This window comes from Stenotrophomonas sp. A3_2 (assembly GCF_036624925.1).
Lineage (GTDB): Bacteria > Pseudomonadota > Gammaproteobacteria > Xanthomonadales > Xanthomonadaceae > Stenotrophomonas > Stenotrophomonas hibiscicola.
Map to the genome: position 1 here is coordinate 1 of NZ_JAZKVY010000095.1, position 20,769 is coordinate 20,769.

General features: G+C 66.0%; 20 protein-coding genes. All 20 read left to right on the forward strand.

Annotation, left to right across the window (positions count from 1 at the left end; genetic code table 11):
* The first annotated feature begins 112 nt into the window (after nucleotides 1-112).
* The 20 genes from flgB (at nucleotide 113) to rpoN (ending at nucleotide 20,767) form a co-directional block, all read left to right on the forward strand.
* Complete coding sequence (gene flgB, locus R5H29_RS01665) at nucleotides 113-508, forward strand: flagellar basal body rod protein FlgB (RefSeq protein ID WP_005409576.1); 396 nt, start codon at nucleotides 113-115, stop codon at nucleotides 506-508.
* Nucleotides 509-511: 3 nt separating this feature from the next.
* Entirely contained in the window at nucleotides 512-919 is a 408-nt protein-coding gene (flgC, locus tag R5H29_RS01670) for a flagellar basal body rod protein FlgC (RefSeq protein WP_005409575.1), read from the forward strand.
* Nucleotides 920-942: 23 nt separating this feature from the next.
* Nucleotides 943-1,626, forward strand: a complete 684-nt coding sequence (locus tag R5H29_RS01675) for a flagellar hook capping FlgD N-terminal domain-containing protein (protein ID WP_019659621.1) — start codon at nucleotides 943-945, stop codon at nucleotides 1,624-1,626.
* Nucleotides 1,627-1,658: 32 nt separating this feature from the next.
* A complete protein-coding gene (flgE, locus tag R5H29_RS01680) occupies nucleotides 1,659-2,882 on the forward strand; it encodes a flagellar hook protein FlgE (protein WP_019659620.1) in 1,224 nt (407 codons plus the stop codon).
* 32 nt (nucleotides 2,883-2,914) lie between these two features.
* Nucleotides 2,915-3,664, forward strand: a complete 750-nt coding sequence (locus R5H29_RS01685) for a flagellar basal body rod protein FlgF (protein WP_019659619.1) — start codon at nucleotides 2,915-2,917, stop codon at nucleotides 3,662-3,664.
* A gap of 102 nt (nucleotides 3,665-3,766) precedes the next feature.
* Entirely contained in the window at nucleotides 3,767-4,552 is a 786-nt protein-coding gene (gene flgG, locus R5H29_RS01690; protein WP_005416457.1) for a flagellar basal-body rod protein FlgG, read from the forward strand.
* Between the two features lie 23 nt (nucleotides 4,553-4,575).
* Nucleotides 4,576-5,268 carry a flagellar basal body L-ring protein FlgH gene (gene flgH, locus R5H29_RS01695; RefSeq protein ID WP_019659618.1) on the forward strand — a complete coding sequence of 231 codons (693 nt, stop codon included), beginning with the start codon at nucleotides 4,576-4,578 and terminating at the stop codon, nucleotides 5,266-5,268.
* A 2-nt stretch (nucleotides 5,269-5,270) separates the two neighbouring features.
* A complete protein-coding gene (locus R5H29_RS01700; protein ID WP_019659617.1) occupies nucleotides 5,271-6,407 on the forward strand; it encodes a flagellar basal body P-ring protein FlgI in 1,137 nt (378 codons plus the stop codon).
* 1 nt (nucleotide 6,408) lies between these two features.
* A complete protein-coding gene (gene flgJ / locus R5H29_RS01705) occupies nucleotides 6,409-7,608 on the forward strand; it encodes a flagellar assembly peptidoglycan hydrolase FlgJ (protein ID WP_111098329.1) in 1,200 nt (399 codons plus the stop codon).
* Nucleotides 7,609-7,616: 8 nt separating this feature from the next.
* Nucleotides 7,617-9,497, forward strand: a complete 1,881-nt coding sequence (gene flgK / locus R5H29_RS01710) for a flagellar hook-associated protein FlgK (protein WP_332328642.1) — start codon at nucleotides 7,617-7,619, stop codon at nucleotides 9,495-9,497.
* Complete coding sequence (gene flgL, locus R5H29_RS01715; RefSeq protein WP_019659614.1) at nucleotides 9,494-10,696, forward strand: flagellar hook-associated protein FlgL; 1,203 nt, start codon at nucleotides 9,494-9,496, stop codon at nucleotides 10,694-10,696. The genes flgK and flgL overlap by 4 nt, the downstream gene beginning before the upstream one ends.
* A 395-nt stretch (nucleotides 10,697-11,091) precedes the next feature.
* A complete protein-coding gene (locus R5H29_RS01720) occupies nucleotides 11,092-12,312 on the forward strand; it encodes a flagellin (protein WP_019659613.1) in 1,221 nt (406 codons plus the stop codon).
* Nucleotides 12,313-12,384: 72 nt separating this feature from the next.
* Nucleotides 12,385-13,602, forward strand: coding sequence for a flagellin (locus R5H29_RS01725; RefSeq protein ID WP_134731956.1), 1,218 nt, complete (start codon nucleotides 12,385-12,387; stop codon nucleotides 13,600-13,602).
* 86 nt (nucleotides 13,603-13,688) lie between these two features.
* The gene (locus tag R5H29_RS01730; protein ID WP_134731958.1) at nucleotides 13,689-14,924 is read left to right on the forward strand and encodes a flagellin; all 1,236 of its coding nucleotides are present in this window, start codon (nucleotides 13,689-13,691) and stop codon (nucleotides 14,922-14,924) included.
* A gap of 441 nt (nucleotides 14,925-15,365) precedes the next feature.
* The gene (gene fliD, locus R5H29_RS01735; RefSeq protein ID WP_111104208.1) at nucleotides 15,366-16,784 is read left to right on the forward strand and encodes a flagellar filament capping protein FliD; all 1,419 of its coding nucleotides are present in this window, start codon (nucleotides 15,366-15,368) and stop codon (nucleotides 16,782-16,784) included.
* 128 nt (nucleotides 16,785-16,912) lie between these two features.
* Nucleotides 16,913-17,329, forward strand: a complete 417-nt coding sequence (gene fliS / locus R5H29_RS01740) for a flagellar export chaperone FliS (protein WP_021201753.1) — start codon at nucleotides 16,913-16,915, stop codon at nucleotides 17,327-17,329.
* On the forward strand, nucleotides 17,326-17,619 hold the full coding sequence (locus R5H29_RS01745; protein ID WP_332328643.1) for a hypothetical protein: 294 nt from the start codon (nucleotides 17,326-17,328) through the stop codon (nucleotides 17,617-17,619). Before fliS ends, R5H29_RS01745 begins: the two co-directional genes overlap by 4 nt.
* The gene (locus tag R5H29_RS01750) at nucleotides 17,616-18,194 is read left to right on the forward strand and encodes a PilZ domain-containing protein (protein WP_019659609.1); all 579 of its coding nucleotides are present in this window, start codon (nucleotides 17,616-17,618) and stop codon (nucleotides 18,192-18,194) included. Before R5H29_RS01745 ends, R5H29_RS01750 begins: the two co-directional genes overlap by 4 nt.
* Nucleotides 18,195-18,286: 92 nt before the next feature.
* Complete coding sequence (locus R5H29_RS01755; protein ID WP_005413261.1) at nucleotides 18,287-18,919, forward strand: response regulator transcription factor; 633 nt, start codon at nucleotides 18,287-18,289, stop codon at nucleotides 18,917-18,919.
* A 438-nt stretch (nucleotides 18,920-19,357) separates the two neighbouring features.
* Complete coding sequence (gene rpoN / locus R5H29_RS01760; protein WP_332328644.1) at nucleotides 19,358-20,767, forward strand: RNA polymerase factor sigma-54; 1,410 nt, start codon at nucleotides 19,358-19,360, stop codon at nucleotides 20,765-20,767.
* The last annotated feature ends 2 nt before the right edge of the window (nucleotides 20,768-20,769 follow it).

The window sequence follows — 20,769 nt, forward strand, 5'->3', positions numbered from 1 at the left end:
ACCCCCCCCCCCCCGGGGGGTCGGGCGGGCCCTGCCCCGGCGGACGCGATGTCGCGCGTGCTTTGGCACATCCCTTGCAGCTTCCCGGGCAACGTTCCCGTGGGAGTGCACCGTGCGCAACCTGATTACCGACTACCTGGGCGTCCATGCCCAGGCCATGCCGTTGCGCGAACAGCGGATGAAGCTGATCGCCAGCAACCTCGGCAATGCCGATACGCCCGGCTACAAGGCCCAGGACCTGGACTTCGACGCCGCCCTGCGCCATGCCCAGGGGCAGGATGCCAATGGCCTGATGGCCACCACCCATGAGCAGCACTACGAAATCAGTAGTGGCCTGAATCCGTTCCAGATCGCGCGTGAAGGCGTGCAGCCCAGCCTGGACGGCAACACCGTCGATCCCGATGCCGAGCGTGCCGCCTATGGCCGCGCCGCTCTTGAGTACCGCGCCTCGCTCAGCTTCGTCGAGAGCAAGGTGCGTTCCATGCTGACCGCGATCACGGGGCAATAAGCCATGAGCAACCTGCCGATCTTCGATATCGCCGGTTCCGCGCTGCAGGCGCAGTCGGTGCGCATGAGCACCATCGCCTCCAACCTCTCCAACGCCGACACCGTCGCCGGTTCCGCCGACGCCGTGTACAAGCCGCTGGAACCGATCTTCCAGGCTGTCACCAGCAAGAACGATCCGAACATCACCTCGGTGAAGGTGAAGGAGATCACCCAGAGCGATGCGGCGCCGATCAAGCGCTATGAGCCGGGCCACCCGCTGGCCGATGGCGATGGCTACATCTACCAGCCCGACGTCGACCCGGTGGCGCAGATGGTCAACCTGATCTCGACCTCGCGCAATTACCAGGCCGGCGTGGAGATGCTGACCACCGCCAAGGAACTGGCCCTGGCCACCTTGACCATGGGCCGCTGAGGCCCGCAGTACCGGATACCGCCATGACCACCGCCGTCAACAACCAGACCAACCAGGACGTCTATACCGCACTTGGTCTGAACGCCCCGAACAGCAACGCCACCAAGAAGAAGAACACGCTGGACCAGGCCGATTTCCTGCGCCTGATGACCGAGCAGCTGCAGCACCAGGACCCGCTGAAGCCGATGGACAACACCCAGATGGTCGCGCAGATGGCGCAGATGTCCACCGTGCAGGGCATCACCGATCTGAACAAGACGGTGAAGGGCTTCCAGGAGTCGATGGCCAGCGACCAGGTGCTGCGTGGCGCGGCACTGGTCGGCCACCAGGTGCTGGTGCCGTCGGAAAAGCTGGTACTGGAGAAGGAGGGCAGCGTCGAAGGCACGGTGGCCGCGCCGTCGGCCGGCATCATCACCGTGGACATCACCGATGCCAACGGCGCCAAGGTCACCTCGCTGAGCGTGGAAGCCACTGCCGCCGGCGAAACCGCCTTCCAGTGGGACGGCAAGGACGCCAACGGCAAACGCATGGAGCCGGGCAAGTACTCCATCGTCGCCAACCATGTCGATACCGCCGGCAAGAGCACCAAGCTGTCCACCTACGTGCAGGCGCCGGTGGAAAGCGTGACCGTCGGTTCCGACGGCCTGTACCTGAACCTCAAGGGCCTGGGCACGGCCCCGATCGACTACGTGCTCCGCGTCAGCTGAGCCGCACATCCCGCATCAACCAGGAGCATCCCATGGGCTTCAATGTCTCGCTGTCCGGCATCAATGCCGCCAACACCGACCTGAGCGTCACCGCCAACAACGTCGCCAACGTCAACACCACCGGCTTCAAGCAGTCGCGCGCCGAGTTCGCCGATCTGTTCGCCTCCACCAGCTACGGCCTGTCGAAGAACCAGACCGGCTCGGGCGTGCGCGTCTCCAACGTCGCCCAGCAGTTCATCCAGGGCCACAACGAGCAGACCGGGCGCAGCCTGGACATGGCCATTTCCGGTGAGGGCTTCTTCACCATGAACATGAACGGTTCGCGGGTGTATTCGCGTGCCGGCAACTTCCAGACCGATTCGGCCGGCTACGTGGTCAATCCGCAGGGTGCGCGCCTGCAGGTGTTCGCACCGAATGCCGATGGCACCAACTTCGACGCCGGCCGCCTGGTCGACCTGCAGCTGCTGACCACCGACAGCCCGCCGAAGCAGACCAGCGAAGTGAAGGTCGGCTTCACCCTGCCGGCCAACGCCAAGCAGCCGACGGTGGCCACCTTCGACCCGGCCGATTCCAACAGCTACAACCATTCCAGCGGCGGCATCACCGTGTACGACTCGCTGGGCGTGAGCCACATCCAGGTCTCGTACTTCGTCAAGGGAGCCAACCCCAACGAATGGACCGTGCACAACTATGTCGATGGCCAGCCCGCTGGCACCCCGACCGCGGTCACCTTCGACAACAGCGGCAAGCTGACCGCCCCGGCCAACGGCAAGGTCGGCCTCGGCACGTTCACCCCCACCACCGGCGCCGGCCAGCTGAACATGACGCTGGATATCAACGGCTCGACCCAGTACGGCGAGAAGTTCGCGCTGCGCAACACCCAGCAGGACGGTTATGCCGCCGGCAAGCTCAATGAAATCACCGTGTCCGAATCCGGCGTGGTCTACGCCCGCTATTCCAACGGCGACGACAAGCCGCTGGGCCAGGTGGCGCTGACGACCTTCAACAACACGCAGGGCCTGGAATCGAAGGGCAACAACCTGTGGGTCGAGACCTTCGAGTCGGGCACGCCGCGCACCGGCATGCCCGATACCTCCAACCTCGGCAAGATCCAGGCAGGTTCGCTGGAAGCGTCCACCGTCGACCTCACCGAGCAGCTGGTCAACATGATCACCGCGCAGCGCAACTTCCAGGCCAACGCACAGATGATCACCACCCAGGACCAGATCACCCAGACGGTCATCAACATCCGTTGATGACCCGCTGACCCTGTCACGGAACTCCCCGCATGGATAAAGCCCTTTACGTGGCGATGACCGGTGCCCGCGCCTCCCTGCAGGCGCAGGGAACGCTCAGCCACAATCTCGCCAACTCGGACACCCCCGGCTTCAAGGAAGCGCTGGCCAACACCGAAGCCTTCCCGATCCGCGGCCCCGGCTTTGCCTCGCGGGTGGATGCGCTGCACGTCGACGCTGGCTTCAACCGCACGCCCGGCGCGCAGCACATCACCGGCAAACCGCTGGACCTGGCGCTGCAGAGCGGCACCTGGCTGGCGGTGCAGGCCAGCGATGGCAGCGAGGCGTATACGCGCGGCGCGGCCTTGTCGGTCACCCCCAATGGCCAGCTGGTGACCTCCGGCGGCCGCACGGTACTGGATGACAACAACAACCCGATCGCCATTCCGCCCTACCAGGCGATGGAGATCGGTGCCGACGGCACGATCTCGATCATCCCGCAGGGTGAAGGCCCGCAGACCATGGCGCAGATCGGCCGGATCAAGGTGGTGCAGGCACCGGACGAGCGCCTCGAGCGCGGCCTGGATGGCCTGTTCCGCAATACCGACCCGCAACAGCCGTTCGCACCGGCACAGGGCACCGCAGTGCACAGCGGCCAGCTGGAAGGCAGCAATGTCGATGCGGCCGGGGCACTGGTGCAGATGATCCAGCTGCAGCGCCAGTACGAAATGCAGGTGCAGGTGATCAAACACGGCGACGAAAACGCGCGCAGCGCCAACAGCATGCTGCGCCTGGGCAGTTGACGGAATTCCGGCGCCGGCTGATGCCGGCGCTGGCACACCGCTTGCACACCCGCATACAAGGGCCGCACCACGCGGCCGGTTTCACCAGACAGGACATCGAAGATGAACCAGGCATTGTGGATCGCGAAAACCGGACTGGATGCGCAGCAGATGCGCATGTCGGTGGTTTCCAACAACCTCGCCAACACCAACACCACCGGCTTCAAGCAGGACCGTGCCAGCTTCGAGGACCTGCTGTACCAGCAGGTGCGCCAGCCGGGCGGCTCTTCGTCGGCGCAGACGCAGCTGCCGACCGGCCTGCAGCTGGGCACCGGCGTGCGCGTGGTAGCAACCGCCAAGAACTTCGAACAGGGTGGCCAGCAGCAGACCGGCCGCGCCCTGGATGTGATGGTCAACGGCCGCGGCTTCTTCGAAGTGCAGATGCCCGACGGCAGCTCGGCCTACACCCGTGATGGCTCGTTCAAGATCAATCAGGACAGCGAGCTGGTCACCAACAGCGGCTACCCGGTGCAACCGGGCATCCAGATTCCCGAGGGCGCGCAGTCGGTCACCATCGGCAGCGACGGCACCATCAGCGTGAAGATGGCCGACAACGCCGCGTCGGTGGAAGTCGGTGCGCTGACCCTGACCGACTTCGTCAATCCGGCCGGCCTGCAGGCGCGCGGCGAGAACCTGTTCCTGGAAACCACGGCCTCGGGCCCGGCCCAGAACGGTAATCCCGGCCTGAACGGCCTCGGCACCGTGGTGCAGGGGGCGCTGGAAGGCAGCAACGTCAATGTGGTGGAAGAGCTGGTGTCGATGATCGAAACCCAGCGCGCCTACGAAATGAATGCCAAGGCGATCTCCACCACCGACTCGATGCTCGGCTATCTCAACAACAAGATCTGACCGGCCCAACCGGGAAAACCGCCATGTCGCCCATTTCCAACTTTGCCCGCACTGCCCTCGCCTGCACCGTGGCCGCCCTGCTCGGTGGCTGCGTGATCGCGGGCGACGTGCGCCCCTACCCGGCGATGGCGCCGATCCAGCCGATCATGCCGCCGCAGGCCGCGCCCACCGCCGGGGCGATCTATGCCGCCGGCCCGACCCTGCAGCTGTATTCAGACCGCCGCGCACGCGATGTCGGCGACCTGCTGACCATCACCCTGCTGGAAAGCACCACCGCGCAGACCAGTGCAAACACCGCCACCAACAAGGAGTCCAACCTGAGCCTGGGCAGCCCGAGCATCTTTGGCGCGCCGGTCACCCTGGGCGGCAAGGACATCCTCAGCGCCAGCGCGGAAGGCAAGCGTGATTTCACCGGCAAGGGCAACAGCGCGCAGAGCAACCGCTTGCAGGGCAGCGTTACGGTCACCGTGATCCAGCGCCTGCCCAACGGCAACCTGGTGGTGCAGGGGCAGAAGAACCTGCGGCTCAACCAGGGCGATGAACTGGTGCAGGTGCAGGGCATCGTGCGCCCTGGCGACATCAGCCAGGACAACACCATTCCCTCCAGCCGCGTAGCCGAGGCCCGCATCGTCTACGGCGGCCGCGGACCGGTCGCGCAGTCCAACGCGATGGGCTGGCTGAGCCGCTTCTTCAATTCCGGCCTGACGCCGTTCTGAGTATGGCCATGAAACTCCTCCCCTCTTCTTCCTGGCAGCGCCGCGTGGCGTCGTTCGTCGCGCTGATGCTGATGGTCGTGGCAGCCCCGGCCAGCGCCGAGCGCATCAAGGACCTGGCACAGGTCGGCGGCGTGCGTGGCAACGCACTGGTTGGCTACGGCCTGGTGGTCGGCCTGGATGGCAGCGGCGACCGCACCAGCCAGGCGCCCTTTACCGTGCAGAGCCTGAAGAACCTGCTCGGCGAGCTGGGCGTGAACGTGCCGCCGAACGTCAACCCGCAGCTGAAGAACGTGGCCGCCGTTGCGATCCATGCCGAGCTGCCGCCGTTCGCCAAGCCCGGCCAGCCGATCGACATCACGGTGTCCTCGATCGGCAACGCGGTGTCGCTGCGCGGCGGCTCGCTGCTGATGGCCCCGCTGCGCGGGGCCGACGGGCAGATCTACGCCATCGCCCAGGGCAACCTGATCGTGGGTGGCTTCGGTGCGCAGGGCAAGGATGGTTCCCGTGTCTCGGTGAACGTGCCCAGCGTCGGCCGTATTCCCAACGGCGCCACCGTGGAGCGTGCCCTGCCCGATCCGCTGGCCAACGGCGGCGACATCACCTTGAACCTGCACAACAACGATTTCACCACGGTCTCGCGCATGGTCGCCGCGCTCAACAACGCCTTCGGCGAAGGTGCGGCACGCGCGATCGATGGCGTGACCGTCGCGGTCACCGCGCCGACCGACCCCGGCGCACGCGTCGGCCTGCTGGCGCGCATCGAGAACCTGGAACTGACCCCGGGCAGCGCCCCGGCCAAGGTGGTGGTCAATTCGCGCACCGGCACCGTGGTCATCGGCCAGCAGGTGCGCGTGGGACCCGCGGCGATCTCGCACGGTTCGCTGACCGTGACCATCCAGGAAAACACCAACGTCAGCCAGCCCAATGCCCTGTCCGGCGGCCGCACCGTGGCCAGCCCGCAGTCCACCATCACCGCCACCAACGACGGCAGCCGCATGTTCAAGTTCAGCGGCGGCACCACCCTGGACGAGATCGTGCATGCGGTGAACGCCGTAGGTGCGGCACCGGGCGACCTGATCGCGATCCTGGAAGCCCTGAAGCAGGCCGGCGCATTGAGTGCCGAGCTCGAGGTGATCTGACATGCGCATCAATCCCGCATTCGACCTGCACCCGGCGCAACAGAACGATCCGGCAAGGATCGACAAGGTGGCGCGCCAGCTGGAAGGCCAGTTCGCGCAGATGCTGGTCAAGAGCATGCGTGACGCCAGCTTCGGCGACTCGCTGTTTCCCGGTGAGAACAAGATGTTCCGCGAGATGTACGACCAGAAGATTGCCGAGGCGATGACCCGCGGCAAAGGCCTGGGCCTGTCCAGCATGATCAGCCGGCAGCTGTCCGGCCAGGCCGCCGATGGCCCGGCGCTGGATACCCGCGTGGATCCGGCCAAGGCCAGCCGTGCTTACCAGCTCAATGCACCGGCCAGGCCGGCACCGTCGCTGCCACTGGAAGACGGCAGCCAGGCGGTGCGCCTGCTGCAGCAGATGGCCGCCGGTGCGCAGCACGGTGCGCAGGCGGCAGTGGCGCCGATGGAGCAGGCCCTGGATCTGATCGCCGGGCGCGAGAGCAGCAGCATGCACCGCTCGCTGGGCACCGACGATCCGTACATCGGCAGCCTGCAGGGCGAGGACTGGGCCGCCAACAGCGACCAGTGGTCGGCCACCGCCAGCAACCGCGGCACCGCGATCAGCCCGGCCGATGCGATGGCGACCCGCACCGCTGTCGCCCAGCTCGGCGAGCACACCCCGGAAGGCTTCGTCGCCAGCATCTGGCAGCACGCGCAGCGTGCGGCCAAGGAACTGGGCGTGGATGCCCGCGCCCTGGTCGCCCAGGCGGCGCTGGAAACCGGCTGGGGCAAGCGCCACATCAAGCATGCCGACGGCAGCACTTCGCACAACCTGTTCGGCATCAAGGCCAATGGCTGGAACGGCCAGCGCGCCGTAGCCGGCACCCATGAATATGTCGATGGCGTGCGCCGCAACGAGACCGCCAGCTTCCGCGCCTACAGTTCGCCGGCCGAGAGCTTTGCCGACTACGTGCGCCTGCTGAAGACCAGCCCGCGCTACCAGCAGGCCCTGCAGGCCGGCACCGACGTGCAGGGCTTCGCCCGTGGCCTGCAGCGCGCCGGCTATGCCACCGATCCGCGCTACGCGGCCAAGATCGCCGCGATCGCCGGCGGCCCGACCATCGAGCGCGCCGTCGCCGCCGTGGCAGACGCCGGCTCGCGCCTTGGCCAGACCTTCGCCAGCACCGCGACCGCGGCGCTGGGTATCACCCGTCGTTGAGGAATCCCATGTCCAGCGTACTTTCCACCGGTACCGGTGCCCTGCTCGCCTTCCAGCGTGCGTTGGCGACCACCAGCCACAACGTGGCCAACCTCAATACGCCCGGCTACAGCCGGCAGAAGGTCAACTTCGCCACCGCCGATCCGCAGAACTATGGCTACGGCACGGTCGGCAACGGTACCCGCATCACCGACATCCGCCGCACCGCCGACCAGCTGGCCATCTCGCGCCTGCTCGACAGCAGCGGCGAACTGGCGCGCCTGAAACAGCTTTCGGGCATGGCCGACCGGGTCAACGCGCTGTTCTCTGATGCGGCCACGAATGTCTCTGGTGTGTGGTCGAACTTCTTCGACTCGGTCAGTGGCCTGTCCTCCAATGCCTCCGGCACGGCCGATCGCCAGAACATGCTCGATGGCGGCAAGGCCCTGGCCAACCGCTTTGTGCAGCTCAACACCCACCTGAACAACCTCAACAGCGAGGTCAACAACGGCCTGCTGGCCGGTGCCACCGAGGTCAACCGCCTGGCGCAGGAGATCGCGCAGATCAACGGTGCGATCGGCACCAACATCGCCACCGCCGCGCCCGACCTGCTCGATCGGCGCGACCAGCTGATCAGCCAGCTGATCGGCTACACCGGCGGCACCGCGGTGATCCAGGACGGCGGCATCATGAATGTCTACACCGCCGGCGGCAACGCGCTGGTGGTGGGCACCACCGCGACCAAGGTCACCACCGTGGCCGACCCGTACCAGCCCGAGCGCCTGCAGCTGGCCCTGGAAACGCAGGGCAACACCATCCGCCTCGACCCGAAGGCAGTAGGCGGCCAGATCGGCGGCCTGATGGAGTTCCGCGACACCGTGCTGACCCCGGCCCAGGCCGAACTGGGCAAGTTGGCTGTCGGCCTGGCCGAGACCTTCAACCAGGCCCACCACCAGGGCGTGGACATGTATGGCCAGCTCGGGGGCGACTTCTTCAACATCGGCAACCCGCGCGTCACCGCCAACAACGCCAACACCGGCACCGCCAGCCTCAGCGCCACCTATGGCGACCTGGGCAAGCTGGACGCGCAGAACGTGGTGCTGCAGTTCGATGGCAGCAACTGGAAGGCCAGCCGGGCCGACACCGGCGCCAGCGTTCCGCTGGCCGGCACCGGCACCGCCGCCGATCCGCTGGTGATCAACGGCGTCACGCTGGTCGTGGGTGGCACCCCCGCTGCCAACGACCGATTCCTGCTGCAGCCCACCGCAGGCGTCGCCGGCAGCATGGAGATCGCCATCACCGATCCGTCCCGGATTGCAGCCGCTGCCGCGGTAAAGGGCGCCGCCGCGACGGCCAACACGGGCACCGGCAAGCTGAGTGGCGTGACCGTGACCGATTCGAGCAACGCCAACCTGCGCAATCCGGCCGCGATCGTGTTCACCTCGGCCACCACCTACACCATCGATGGTGGCCCGCCGCAGACCTACACGCCCGGCCAGACCATCAGCGCCAATGGCTGGAGCTTCGTGCTGGACGGTGCGCCGAAGGTCGGCGACACCTTCAACATCACCCCGACGCCGGCCGGCTCCTCCGACAACAGCAACGCCTCCAGGCTGGCCAAGGTCGAGAGCGCCAAGGCCTTCAATGCCGGCACGGTGACGCTGAACGGCGCGCTGGGTGGCCTCACCACCCAGGTGGGTGCTGCGGCCCGTTCGGCCGAGTACTCGCTGGAAGCGCAACTGGTGATCAACGACAAGGCGCAGGAAGCGCGCGATGAAGTGTCCGGCGTCAACCTGGACGAGGAAGCGGCCGACATGCTGCGCCTGCAGCAGGCCTACCAGGCCGCCTCGCAGCTGATCTCCACCGCCGACAGCATGTTCCAGACCATCCTGGGAGCCGTCCGCCGATGAGCAGCCGCATCTCCACCAGCATGATGTACAACCAGTCGGTGTCGCTGATGATGGCCAAGCAGGCCAAGCTCAGCCACCTGGAGCAGCAGATCGCCACCGGCAGCAAGATCGTCTCCGCAAAGGACGATCCGGTCGGGGCCGGCGCAGCGGTCGGACTGGACCGCAGCCTGGCCGCACTGGAACGGATGAAGCTCAACGCCGGCAACGTGCAGAACCGGCTGGGCGTGCAGGAAAACACCCTGGCCCAGGTCAATGATCTGATGGGGCGCGTCAACGACCTGACCATCCAGGCCAGCAACCCCGCCCTGAGCGCGTCCGACAAGAAGACGCTGATCACCGAACTGAACCAGATCCGCGACGGCCTGCTGTCGCTGGCCAACGCCGAGGACGGCACGGGTCGCTATGTATTCGGCGGCACCAACGACGGCGATCCGCCGTTTGCCAGGATCAATGGCAAGGTGGTCTACCGCGGTGACCAGACCCAGCGCCAGATCGAGGTCGGCCCCGATACCTACGTGCGCGATGCCCTGCCCGGCAGCGAAATCTTCATGCGCATCCCCACCGGCGATGGCTTCGTCGATGGCGCCGCTGCGGCGGGCAACACCGGTAACGGCGTGCTGACCAACATCACCCGTGATGGCAGCGACAGCTGGAACGGGCAGTCCTTCAGCATCCGCTTCACCGCTGCCGACCAGTACGAGGTGCTGGATGGCGCCGGCAACGTGACCGGCACCGGCACCTTCAAGGCAGGTGACAACGTGGAAGTGAACGGCGTGCGGCTGCAGATTACCGGCGCGCCGGCAGCGGGCGACAGCTTCAACGTGAAGCCGGCGAGCAGCCGCGACATCTTTGACACCATGGACAAGCTGATCGCCGCACTGGATGCCGACACCGGCACCACCGCGAAGATGAGCGCCCAGCAGAACGAACTGCAGAGTGCATTGCGTGACGTGGCGCGCGCGTCGGAGCGGATGATCGATTCGCGTGCGGCCGGTGGCGCGCAGCTGAAGGCACTGGACAACGCCGCCGACATGCGCGAAGCCAACAGCGTGACGCTGAAAACCACGCTGTCGCAGATGCGCGACCTGGACTACGCCGATGCGCTGAGCCAGTACCAGTTGCAGAGCACCGCGCTGCAGGCGGCACAGACGATCTTCTCGCAGATGCAGTCGATGTCGCTGTTCAACAAGATCGGCTGACAGCACCCCCGCTTCAGCCCCGAAAGGCCGCGATGCTTGCATCGCGGCCTTTTTCGTTTCCGTGGCCCGTCGCCGCGGAGCATTCCAGACAGCGCTCGGCGGATTTTCCGTCATTGCCCATCAAGCCCGGCCCCACCCCGCCGATACCTTCATCAGCGCTGGTTGGGCCTGCCCAACCGCCCCTTCCGGGTGCGCCTACACGCCCCTTCGGGGTTGGAAAACCCCGGAAAATCAGCCTCCGGCAACGAATTACGACTTCAACGGAATTCACGGCTAAAGGTTGTTGACAAAGCGCCGTTATTCATTTGGCAACGGCGAAGCACACAGCCACACAAAAAAACAGGCGGCGCTTCGCTTCATTCACCAACGGGTTCCATATAAGAGGAGACGACCCCATGGCACAGGTAATCAACACCAATACGATGTCGCTCAACGCTCAGCGCAACCTGAGCACCAGCGGCAGCTCGCTGGCCACCACCATCCAGCGCCTCTCGTCCGGCCTGCGCATCAACAGCGCGAAGGACGACGCGGCCGGCCTGGCCATCAGCGAGCGCTTCACCACCCAGATCCGTGGCCTGGACGTGGCTATCCGCAACGCCAACGACGGCATCTCGCTGGCCCAGGTCGCCGAAGGCTCGCTGAACGAAGTCGGCAACAACCTGCAGCGCATCCGCGAACTGGGCGTGCAGGCCTCCAACGCCACCAACTCGGCCAGCGACCGCAAGGCGCTGCAGGCCGAAGTGACCCAGCTGGTCTCCGAAATCGACCGCGTGGCCAAGCAGGCCGACTTCAACGGCACCAAGCTGCTGGATGGCAGCTTCACCAGCCAGCTGTTCCAGGTCGGCGCCAACGCCGGCCAGGCCATCGCCATCAACAGCGTGGTCAACGCCAAGGCCGATTCACTGGGCGCGGCCACCTTTGCCAACGGCTACACCGGCACCAGCCTGGCCGCCGCCGACAAAGCCACCGCCGACACCACCTACTCGGGCCTGCAGGTCTCGGTCACTCCGCCGGGTGGCACCGCCACTACGGTCACCATCAGTGACTTCACCGTGAAGGCCGGCGAATCGATCACCTCGGCCACCGCGGCGGCGATCAACAACAAGCTGGGCGAAACCGGCGTGGTTGCTTCGGTCAATGCCGGTGTCATCAGCCTGGCGTCGGTCAAGGATGGCCAGACCTTCGCCCTGGGCGTCAGCGCCGCAACGCCGCCGACCGGCGTCACCGCCGCCACCCTCGCCGGCCTGGGCCTGACCGAGACCAGCACCAACGGCGGCACCCTGACCGGTGCAGCGGTCAGCTTCGTCAAGGACCTGAACGTCACGACCGCCGAGGGCGCGCAGAAGGCGATGTCGATCGTCGACAAGGCCCTGGAGTCGGTCAACAGCGTCCGCGCCGACCTCGGCGCCATCCAGAACCGCTTCACCTCGGTGGTGGCCAACCTGCAGACCTCCTCGGAGAACCTGTCGGCCTCGCGCAGCCGCATCCGCGATACCGACTTCGCCAAGGAAACCGCCGAGCTGACCCGCACCCAGATCCTGCAGCAGGCCGGTACGGCCATGCTGGCCCAGGCCAACCAGGTACCGCAGAACGTGCTCAGCCTGTTGCAGCGCTGACATGAGCCGCCCCCGGGGCACGTCGGGGGCGTCTAACCCAACTCACGTGCAACCGCTCAAGGACCTCTCCTCATGGCACAAGTCATCAACACCAATACGATGTCGTTGAATGCTCAGCGTAACCTGAGCACCAGCGGCAGCTCGCTGGCCACCACCATCCAGCGCCTGTCCTCCGGTTCGCGCATCAACAGCGCCAAGGACGACGCCGCCGGCCTGGCGATCTCCGAGCGCTTCGGCACCCAGATCCGCGGTACCGACGTCGCCATCCGCAACGCCAACGACGGTATCTCGCTGGCCCAGGTCGCCGAAGGCTCGCTGACCGAGATCGGCAACAACCTGCAGCGTATCCGTGAGCTGTCGGTGCAGTCGTCCAATGCCACGAACTCGGCCAGTGATCGCAAGGCGCTGCAGGCCGAAGTGACCCAGCTGAAGTCCGAAATCGACCGAGTCGCCAAGCAATCCGAGTTCAATGGCACCAAGCTGCTGGACGGCTCGTTCTCCAGCCAGCTGTTCCAAGTGGGCGCCAACGCTGGTCAGGCCATCGCCATTGACAAGGTTGTGGACGCCAAGACCGAGTCGCTGGGAAGCGCTGATTTCGCAAAGGTCTATAAGGGCACCAAACTCGATGTGACCGCCGGCACCCCGCCTGTCGACAATGACAAGGCCGCCGCTGACATGAACATCGACAAGATCACCATCAAGGTGACCGATGCCGATGGCAAGGCCTCGGACGTTGTGGTCGGTGCTTTCACCATCAAGGCAGGCGAATCCATCACGAAGTCTACTGCAGCAGCCATTAATGCCAAGTTCGGCGAGACCGGTGTGCAGGCCTCCGTCGACGATGCCACCATCAGCCTGACTTCGGTCAAGGCTGGCCAGACGTTCGCCCTGAGCTACGCCACGGCAGGCAATGAAGGCGCAACTGGCCTGACCCAGGTTGGCACCGGCGGCGGCACGATGGCCGGCGTCACCTCCAGCAAGTTGGCTGACGTAGACGTCTCTACGGTCTCGGGAGCTCAGCAGGCGTTGGAAATCGTTGACAAGGCCTTGGGCTCGATCAACAGCACCCGTGCGGATCTCGGCGCGATCCAGAACCGCTTCACCTCGGTCGTCGCCAACCTGCAGACCTCGACGGAAAACCTGTCGGCCTCGCGTAGCCGCATCAAGGATACCGATTTCGCCAAGGAAACCGCCGAACTGACCCGCACCCAGATCCTGCAGCAGGCCGGTACGGCCATGCTGGCCCAGGCCAACCAGGTGCCGCAGGGCGTGCTCAGCCTGCTGCGCTGATCTGCACCTTGATCGACCACCGGGCGGCGGCTGAGCTGCCGCCCGGCTCCTGAAATACGTACCACCTTCGCCAAAGGAAAAGCACCATGGCACAAGTCATCAACACCAACACCATGTCGTTGAACGCTCAGCGCAACCTGAGCACCAGCGGCAGCTCGCTCGCCACCACCATCCAGCGCCTGTCCTCCGGTTCGCGCATCAACAGCGCCAAGGACGACGCCGCAGGCCTGGCGATCTCCGAGCGCTTCGGCACCCAGATCCGCGGTACCGACGTCGCCATCCGCAATGCCAACGACGGCATTTCGCTGGCCCAGGTCGCCGAAGGTTCGCTGACCGAGATCGGCAACAACCTGCAGCGTATCCGTGAGCTGTCGGTGCAGTCGTCCAATGCCACCAACTCGGCAAGCGACCGCAAGGCCCTGCAGGCCGAAGTGACCCAGCTTGTTAGCGAGATCGACCGCGTCGCCAAGCAGTCCGAGTTCAATGGCACCAAGCTGTTGGACGGCTCCTTCTCCAGCCAGCTCTTCCAGGTCGGCGCCAATGCAGGGCAGGCGATCGCAATCGACAAGGTTGTCGACGCAAAAGCAGACTCACTCGGTAACGCCCTGTTCGACAAGCAGAACATCAGCGTCGCCGCTGGCGCCAGCACAGCCGCCAGCAAGGGCACTACGATCTCGCTGTCCGGCGTGGAGATCAGCGGTGGCGGCCTCAGCGCTGCGGTCAAGCTTGACAAGGTCGAGGTCGTATCGACTGGTGATGCCGCTGCAGACCGGAAAGCAATGACAAGTGCATTGGCCACGGCAATCAATGCGAAAATTGGTGAAACGGGTGTTTACGCGGAAACCACCGCTACCACCGGGCAGATCACGCTCACCTCGGTCAAAGAGAGTGTTGATAAGGACGGCAAGTGGAGCGCGATGAAGGTCACTGCTGGGACGAGTGCTGGCGTTACCGGTTTTGACAGTGGCGACCTCGACGGCACTGCAACTGCACCAGCCGCCGGCGGCAAGATGCTGAAGGATGTGGATATTTCTTCAGTTGCCGGCGCCCAGCAGGCCCTTGAAGTGGTCGACAAGGCACTCAGCTCGATCAACAACACCCGTGCAGACCTCGGCGCGATCCAGAACCGCTTCACTTCGGTCGTCGCCAACCTGCAGACCTCGACGGAAAACCTGTCGGCCTCGCGTAGCCGCATCAAGGATACCGATTTCGCCAAGGAAACCGCCGAGCTGACCCGCACCCAGATCCTGCAGCAGGCCGGCACGGCCATGCTGGCCCAGGCCAACCAGGTGCCGCAGGGCGTGCTCAGCCTGCTGCGCTGATCCACGGCAAGAAGGCGCCGCTACCGTCGAAGTGAATCGACGGTAGCGGCAACCTGGAAGCCATGGTGCTCGAAGGCGCGGGCCATGCCCGGCCCGGGAAACCTCCCGAACCGGCTCGGCATCGCCCGCTCCTGCGGACCTCTCTTTCAGCGCTGTACCTTTGACTGTACGTACCGGGCGGCTTCGTCTCCCCCCGATTGTCAGTAGCCTGATCCCTCCCCTGCATTGGGGGAGGGCTTTTTGCAGACCCCCGGCAGCCTGCGGTGAATGTCCCCGCACCCTGCCCCAACCCTCCTGCAATCTGCGTGCCAGAACCTGCGCCAGACCATTGGCACGGCGCATGCATCAACGAAGTCCTCAAGACCCAGCGGCGCAGGCCGCTATTTTCGTTGACGACGGGCCGCCGCACGACGGCCAGGCCCGGATACCAGGAGAAACGACGTGGCAGACTTTGGATACGGTGGCATTGGCTCGGGGCTGGACATTTCCAGCATCGTCAACCAGCTGGTCGCAGCTGACCGCAAGCCCGCCGACAATGCGCTGAACCTGCAGCAGTCCAAGGCCAAGATGCAGCTGTCGTCGATCGGCACCGTTACGGCGGCCTTCGACAAGCTGAAGACCGCGCTGACGGCCCTCAAGGCCACGACGGCCTTCGATACCCGCACCGTCACCGCCACCGGCAAGGCCGGTCCGAACAATGCAGATGATGTGCTGACGGCGTCGGTCGCGTTGTACGACGTGGGCACGACCAAGGCAGCGGCCTCCAACGGCACGCACCAGGTGGAGGTGAAATCCCTCGCCACGGCACACAAGCTGATCGCCGATACCTCGGTGCCCAAGACCGACACCTTCGGTGCCGGAACCTTGACGCTGACCGTTGGCGTGGGCGACAAGGCCAAGACCATGAACGTGACGGTGGAGGACGGCGACACGCTGACCACCATCCGCAACAAGATCGATGCCGCCGGGCGCAAGGAAGGCGTGCAGGCCACGCTTATCAGCTCGGGCGACAACCAGTATCTGTCGATCGCCCAGGAAAAGACCGGTGCCGCCAACGCGATCAAGCTGGAGTATGCAGGCAGCGACCCGAAGCTGGGTGCACTGGTAGGCAGCCTGAAAGAAAACACGGCCGCTGCGGACGCCGAACTGACCATCGACGGCGTCAAAGTGGTCAGTGCCAGCAATACGGTGACCGATGCGGTACCGGGCCTGACCCTGAACCTGAAGGTTCCCGGCAAGAGTACCGTGGTGATCAGCACCGACACGGCCGCCGCGACCAAGGTCATGCAGGAATTCGTGACCGCCTACAACGCGGCGATCGCGGCGATCAACACGGAGACCAAATACGACGCCAAGACCAAGGAAGCCGCCACCCTGACGGGTGACGCGCAGATGCGCGGCGCCTCCAGCCAGCTGCGTTCGATGATGTCGAGCGTGTTGAAGGAGCTCTCGGCCGACGGCCTGGATCCGAAGGTGCTGGGCCTGCAGACCCGCGGTTATCCCAACGCCGACGGCAGCCTCGTTCTCGATACCACCAAGTTTGCCGCCGCACTGGCCAGCCAGCCTGAGAAGATCCGCTCGGCCATCACCGGCGACACCGGCGGTGCTGGCACCCTGTACACCATGGTCGACGGCTATGTCAGCACCACCGTCGGCAAGGAAGGGGCGTTCGTCGCCCGCACCAAGGGCCTGAACACCACGCTGGACAACATCGACAAGCGCCGCAAGGACCTCGACACGCGCATGAAGAACGTCGAGGAGCGCTACAAGAAGCAGTTCCTGGCGCTCGACAGCCTGATGGGCAAGCTGCAGCAGAGCAACACCGCACTGCAGCAGCAGCTGGCACAGCTGAACCGCTGAAGGACGGCGTGCAACGCTCAAGTTTGGCGTGGTTCGCACCGATAACGGACGCAACAGCAATCAACGCCGCACCGCCGGCCACGGTCCCCACGACCACCCGACGGCACCCAGCGCAAGGAGAATCACGAATGTACGGTTCCAGCCGTCAATATGCCGAGCAGTACCGCCAGGTGGGAGTGACCAGTGCGGTTGCCGACGCCGATCCGCACAAGCTGGTGGCGATGCTGCTGGCGGGCGCGCTGGAGCGCGTACGCCGTGCCCAGGCCAGTCTTGAGCGTGGCGACCAGGCCGGAAAGGGCAAGGCGATCGGCGAAGTCTGCGCGATTGTCGGCCACCTCAACGGCTCGCTGGATCACGAAGCCGGCGGCGAGATCGCCGGCAATCTGTCGGCACTGTACGACTACGTGTTGCAGCGCCTGACCGAGGCCAACCTGCACAACGACCGTGCCGCGCTGGATGAATCGCTTCAACTGCTGGGCGAGATCGACAGCGCCTGGAATGCGATCCCGCAGGAACAGCGCCGCCCGGCCGCGGTGGCGCCATGAGCCTGCAGGAACTGCACGCCCAGCTGGATGCCTTCGAGAAGGCCCTGGGCGAAGAGTCCCTCGACCAGGCCGACAGCCTGCTCGACGGCCACGACAGCACGCTGCATGCGCTGCTCAGCCAGCCGCTGGCCGCCACCGACCACGCACCGCTGGCTGCGCTGTTCGATCGCCAGCAGAATCTGCTCGGCCTGCTGCGCCAGCGCCGTGATGCGGTGGCAGCACTGATGAATGACGGCCAGCGTTCCCTTCGCGCAGCGCATGCCTACCTGCAGGCAGAATCGCTGGCATGACCCAATTGCCGACCACGTCGCTGCACCACCCGGCTGAAAGCGAGCTGTTCGACGAGACGCTCAGCTGCGAGCTGGCCCTGCCGGCCGAGTTCCAGGCAGGCAGCGCGGCCGGTCGCACCAGCAGCGCCGAAGGCCTGCTGCGCAGCCTGGCGCTGGTTGAAGACAGCCGCGTTGACGAACATGACGACCGCAATGAGGCCAGCCTGCAGTTGCAGCGGCTGGAGGCCAAGCTGGATCTGGCGATGGTGCTGCTCGGCCGGCTGGTACGCCAGCAGGGCCAGGAACTGACCCTGCGCCCTGTGCGCTGGTCGCGCCGCGGCATCCGCCTGCAGCTGGGCCCACGCAGTGGCGCCAGCCCCGGCCAGGCCGGCGTGGTGCGCCTGCAGCCCAGCGATTGGCTGCCCGACCATATCGACCTGCCGGTGGAAGTGATCGCCGAAGCGGCGGACGGTGGCGGCGGTCACTACCTGTGGCTGCGTTTCCAGCGTCTTGGCGATGGCCTTGAGATGGCAATGGAGCGGCACTTGTTCCGCCTGCACCGCCGCCAGGTGGCCGAGGCGCGCCGCGCCCGCTGAAACCTGCCACCATCACGCTTTGCGGGCAAGCCTTGGCGCGCCCGTTCAGCTAAGTTAAGGTGGACTCCCCTACACGGATCTGCTGCGTGCCTGTGCGAGTTCTCATCGTCGACGATCACACCCTCGTCCGCGCCGGCCTGGCGCGGCTGCTGCAGGGGTTTGCCGACGTGCAGCTTGTTGCCGAGGCCAGCAACGCCGAGCAGGCACTGCAGCTGGCCCTGCAGCACGCACCGGATGTGGTGCTGATGGACCTCTCGCTGCCGGGCCGCACCGGCCTGGAAGCACTCAGCGACATCCGCCTGCGCGCGCCCGGTACCCGGGTGGTGATGATGACCATGCACGACGATGCCGCTCACGTGCGCGATGCGCTGGATCGGGGCGCGGTCGGGTTCGTGGTCAAGGATGCAGCACCGCAGGAGTTGGAACTGGCGCTGCGCGCCGCGCACGCCGGCCAGGTGTTCCTGAGCCCGCAGATCTCCGCCAAGATGCTGGCACCGATGCTGGGCCGCGAGAAGCCCACCGGCATCGCCGCGCTGTCGCCGCGCCAGCGCGAGATCCTGCGCCGCATCGGCAAGGGCGAAAGCAACAAGGAAATCGCCGCGGACCTCGGCATCAGCGTGAAGACGGTGGAGACCCATCGCGCACGCATGATGGAGTCGTTGGGCTGCCGCCGCGCCAACGATCTGCTGCTGCTGGCCGCGCGCCACCAGCACGAGCTGGAGTAAGCGCGAGCCTCGGCGGCGCGAAACGATGGCTGGGTAGAGTGGGCTGTTGGTAGAGTCGACTGCCAGTCGACTTGCGCGCGGAGCGCGGGACTTTTCCTTGGTCTGATCGGAGAGCAGTCGACTGACAGTCGACTCTACCGGTGATCGTCTCTATCGACAGCCGACGCAGCCAACCCGCACCCAGCGACGAATTCCCGTCGCCCTGACACTCCCCGACAGGAATCCGTACACGGCGCAGCCCGATCAATCCGGGCCTTGCACCGGAAATCAGCAACTTAGCAGCGATCATCGTCAACAATCCGCGTCGATGTAGGGAATACCCCTACACCCTGTCAGGACATTCACCAAGCCCCTCAGGAACCCCCTGATTTCGCCCCCGCCGGATCAAAAGCAAGATGCGTTCCACAAGGCGCCGGGGAGCGGCGCCGGGGAACCACGATGAAGGCTGCACTCTCGACCCAGCTGGGCCAACAACTTCACCTCACCCCGCAGTTGCTGCAGTCGATCCGGCTGCTGCAACTCGACGGCCTGCAACTGGAACAGGAAATCCAGCGCCTGCTGGACTCCAACCCGCTGCTCGAAATCGAAGAGGCCGAAGCGCCTGCCGCCGAAGCCACCGAGGCCAGCGCGACCACGCTGGAAACCGCCGCGTTCGACGAGTTGCCCGAGTCTTCGATGTGGGACGTGGCCGGCGCCAGCTGGCAGGACGGCGACGACGATCGCATGGCACGCATCGCCGCCGGCGAATCGACCGACCCGCAATTGCGCGTGCTGCAGCGCCTGTCGCTGGACATGGATGACCGCGAACTGGCAGTGGCCGCGTTCTGGCTCGACCACTGCGATGAGGCCGGCTACCTGCAGGCGCCGCTGGCACAGCTGCAGCTGCTGGCCAGCGCCCAGTTCGACATCGCCGCCGCTGGCGTGGAAACCATCCGCCAGCAGCTGCTGCACGGCGAGCCGGCCGGCATGGCCGCACAGGACCTGCGCGAAGGCCTGCAGGCGCAGCTGCGCAGCCTGCACGGCGTGGTGCCGGCCCGCCATCTGGCTGCGCGCATCCTGGACGGCGCGCTCGACGCACTGGCTGCCCACGACTACCCCGCCCTCGCCCGCCAGCACGACGCCGAGATCGACGACGTGCGCGAGGCGGTGCGCCTGATACTGTCGCTGCAGCCGCGCCCCGGCGACAGCCTGCTGCCCGAGCGCAACGCGGTGGTGGTGCCGGACGTCGTCGCCTGGCACGCCGACGGGCAGTGGAAGGTCGCCCTGAACCCGGCCACCAGCCGCCGCGTGTCGATCAACAGCCAGTACGAACAGGTGCTGGCCGAAACCAGCGACGCCGCCCCGGCGCTGCGCGAGATGCTGCAGGAGGCGCGCTGGTTCAGCCGTGGCCTGTCGATGCGCTACGACACCCTGCTGCGTACGGCGCGGGTGATCGTCGAGCGCCAGGCCGCCTTCCTGGTGCGCGGCGAAGAGGCCATGGCGCCGTTGACCCTGAAGGAAGTGGCCGAGGAAATCGGCATGCATGAGTCCACCGTCTCGCGCATCACCACCGGCAAGTTCCTGCAGACCCCGCGCGGCACCTTCGAGCTGAAGCACTTCTTCGCCGTGCGCCTGGAGGGCGCCAGCGTCTCCGGCCAGGCGGTGAAGGCCATGGTCCGCCGCCTGATCGACGCCGAACCGGCCGGCCGCCCGTTGGCCGACGAGGCCATTGCCGGCCTGCTGTCGCGCCAGGGGGTGAACATTGCCCGCCGAACCGTCGCAAAATACCGAGAACAACTGGATATCGCCCCGGCCCGCGAACGGCGCCGGCTCAGCGCCAGGCAACCCCAGCTGGCCCGGGTGGGCTGAAA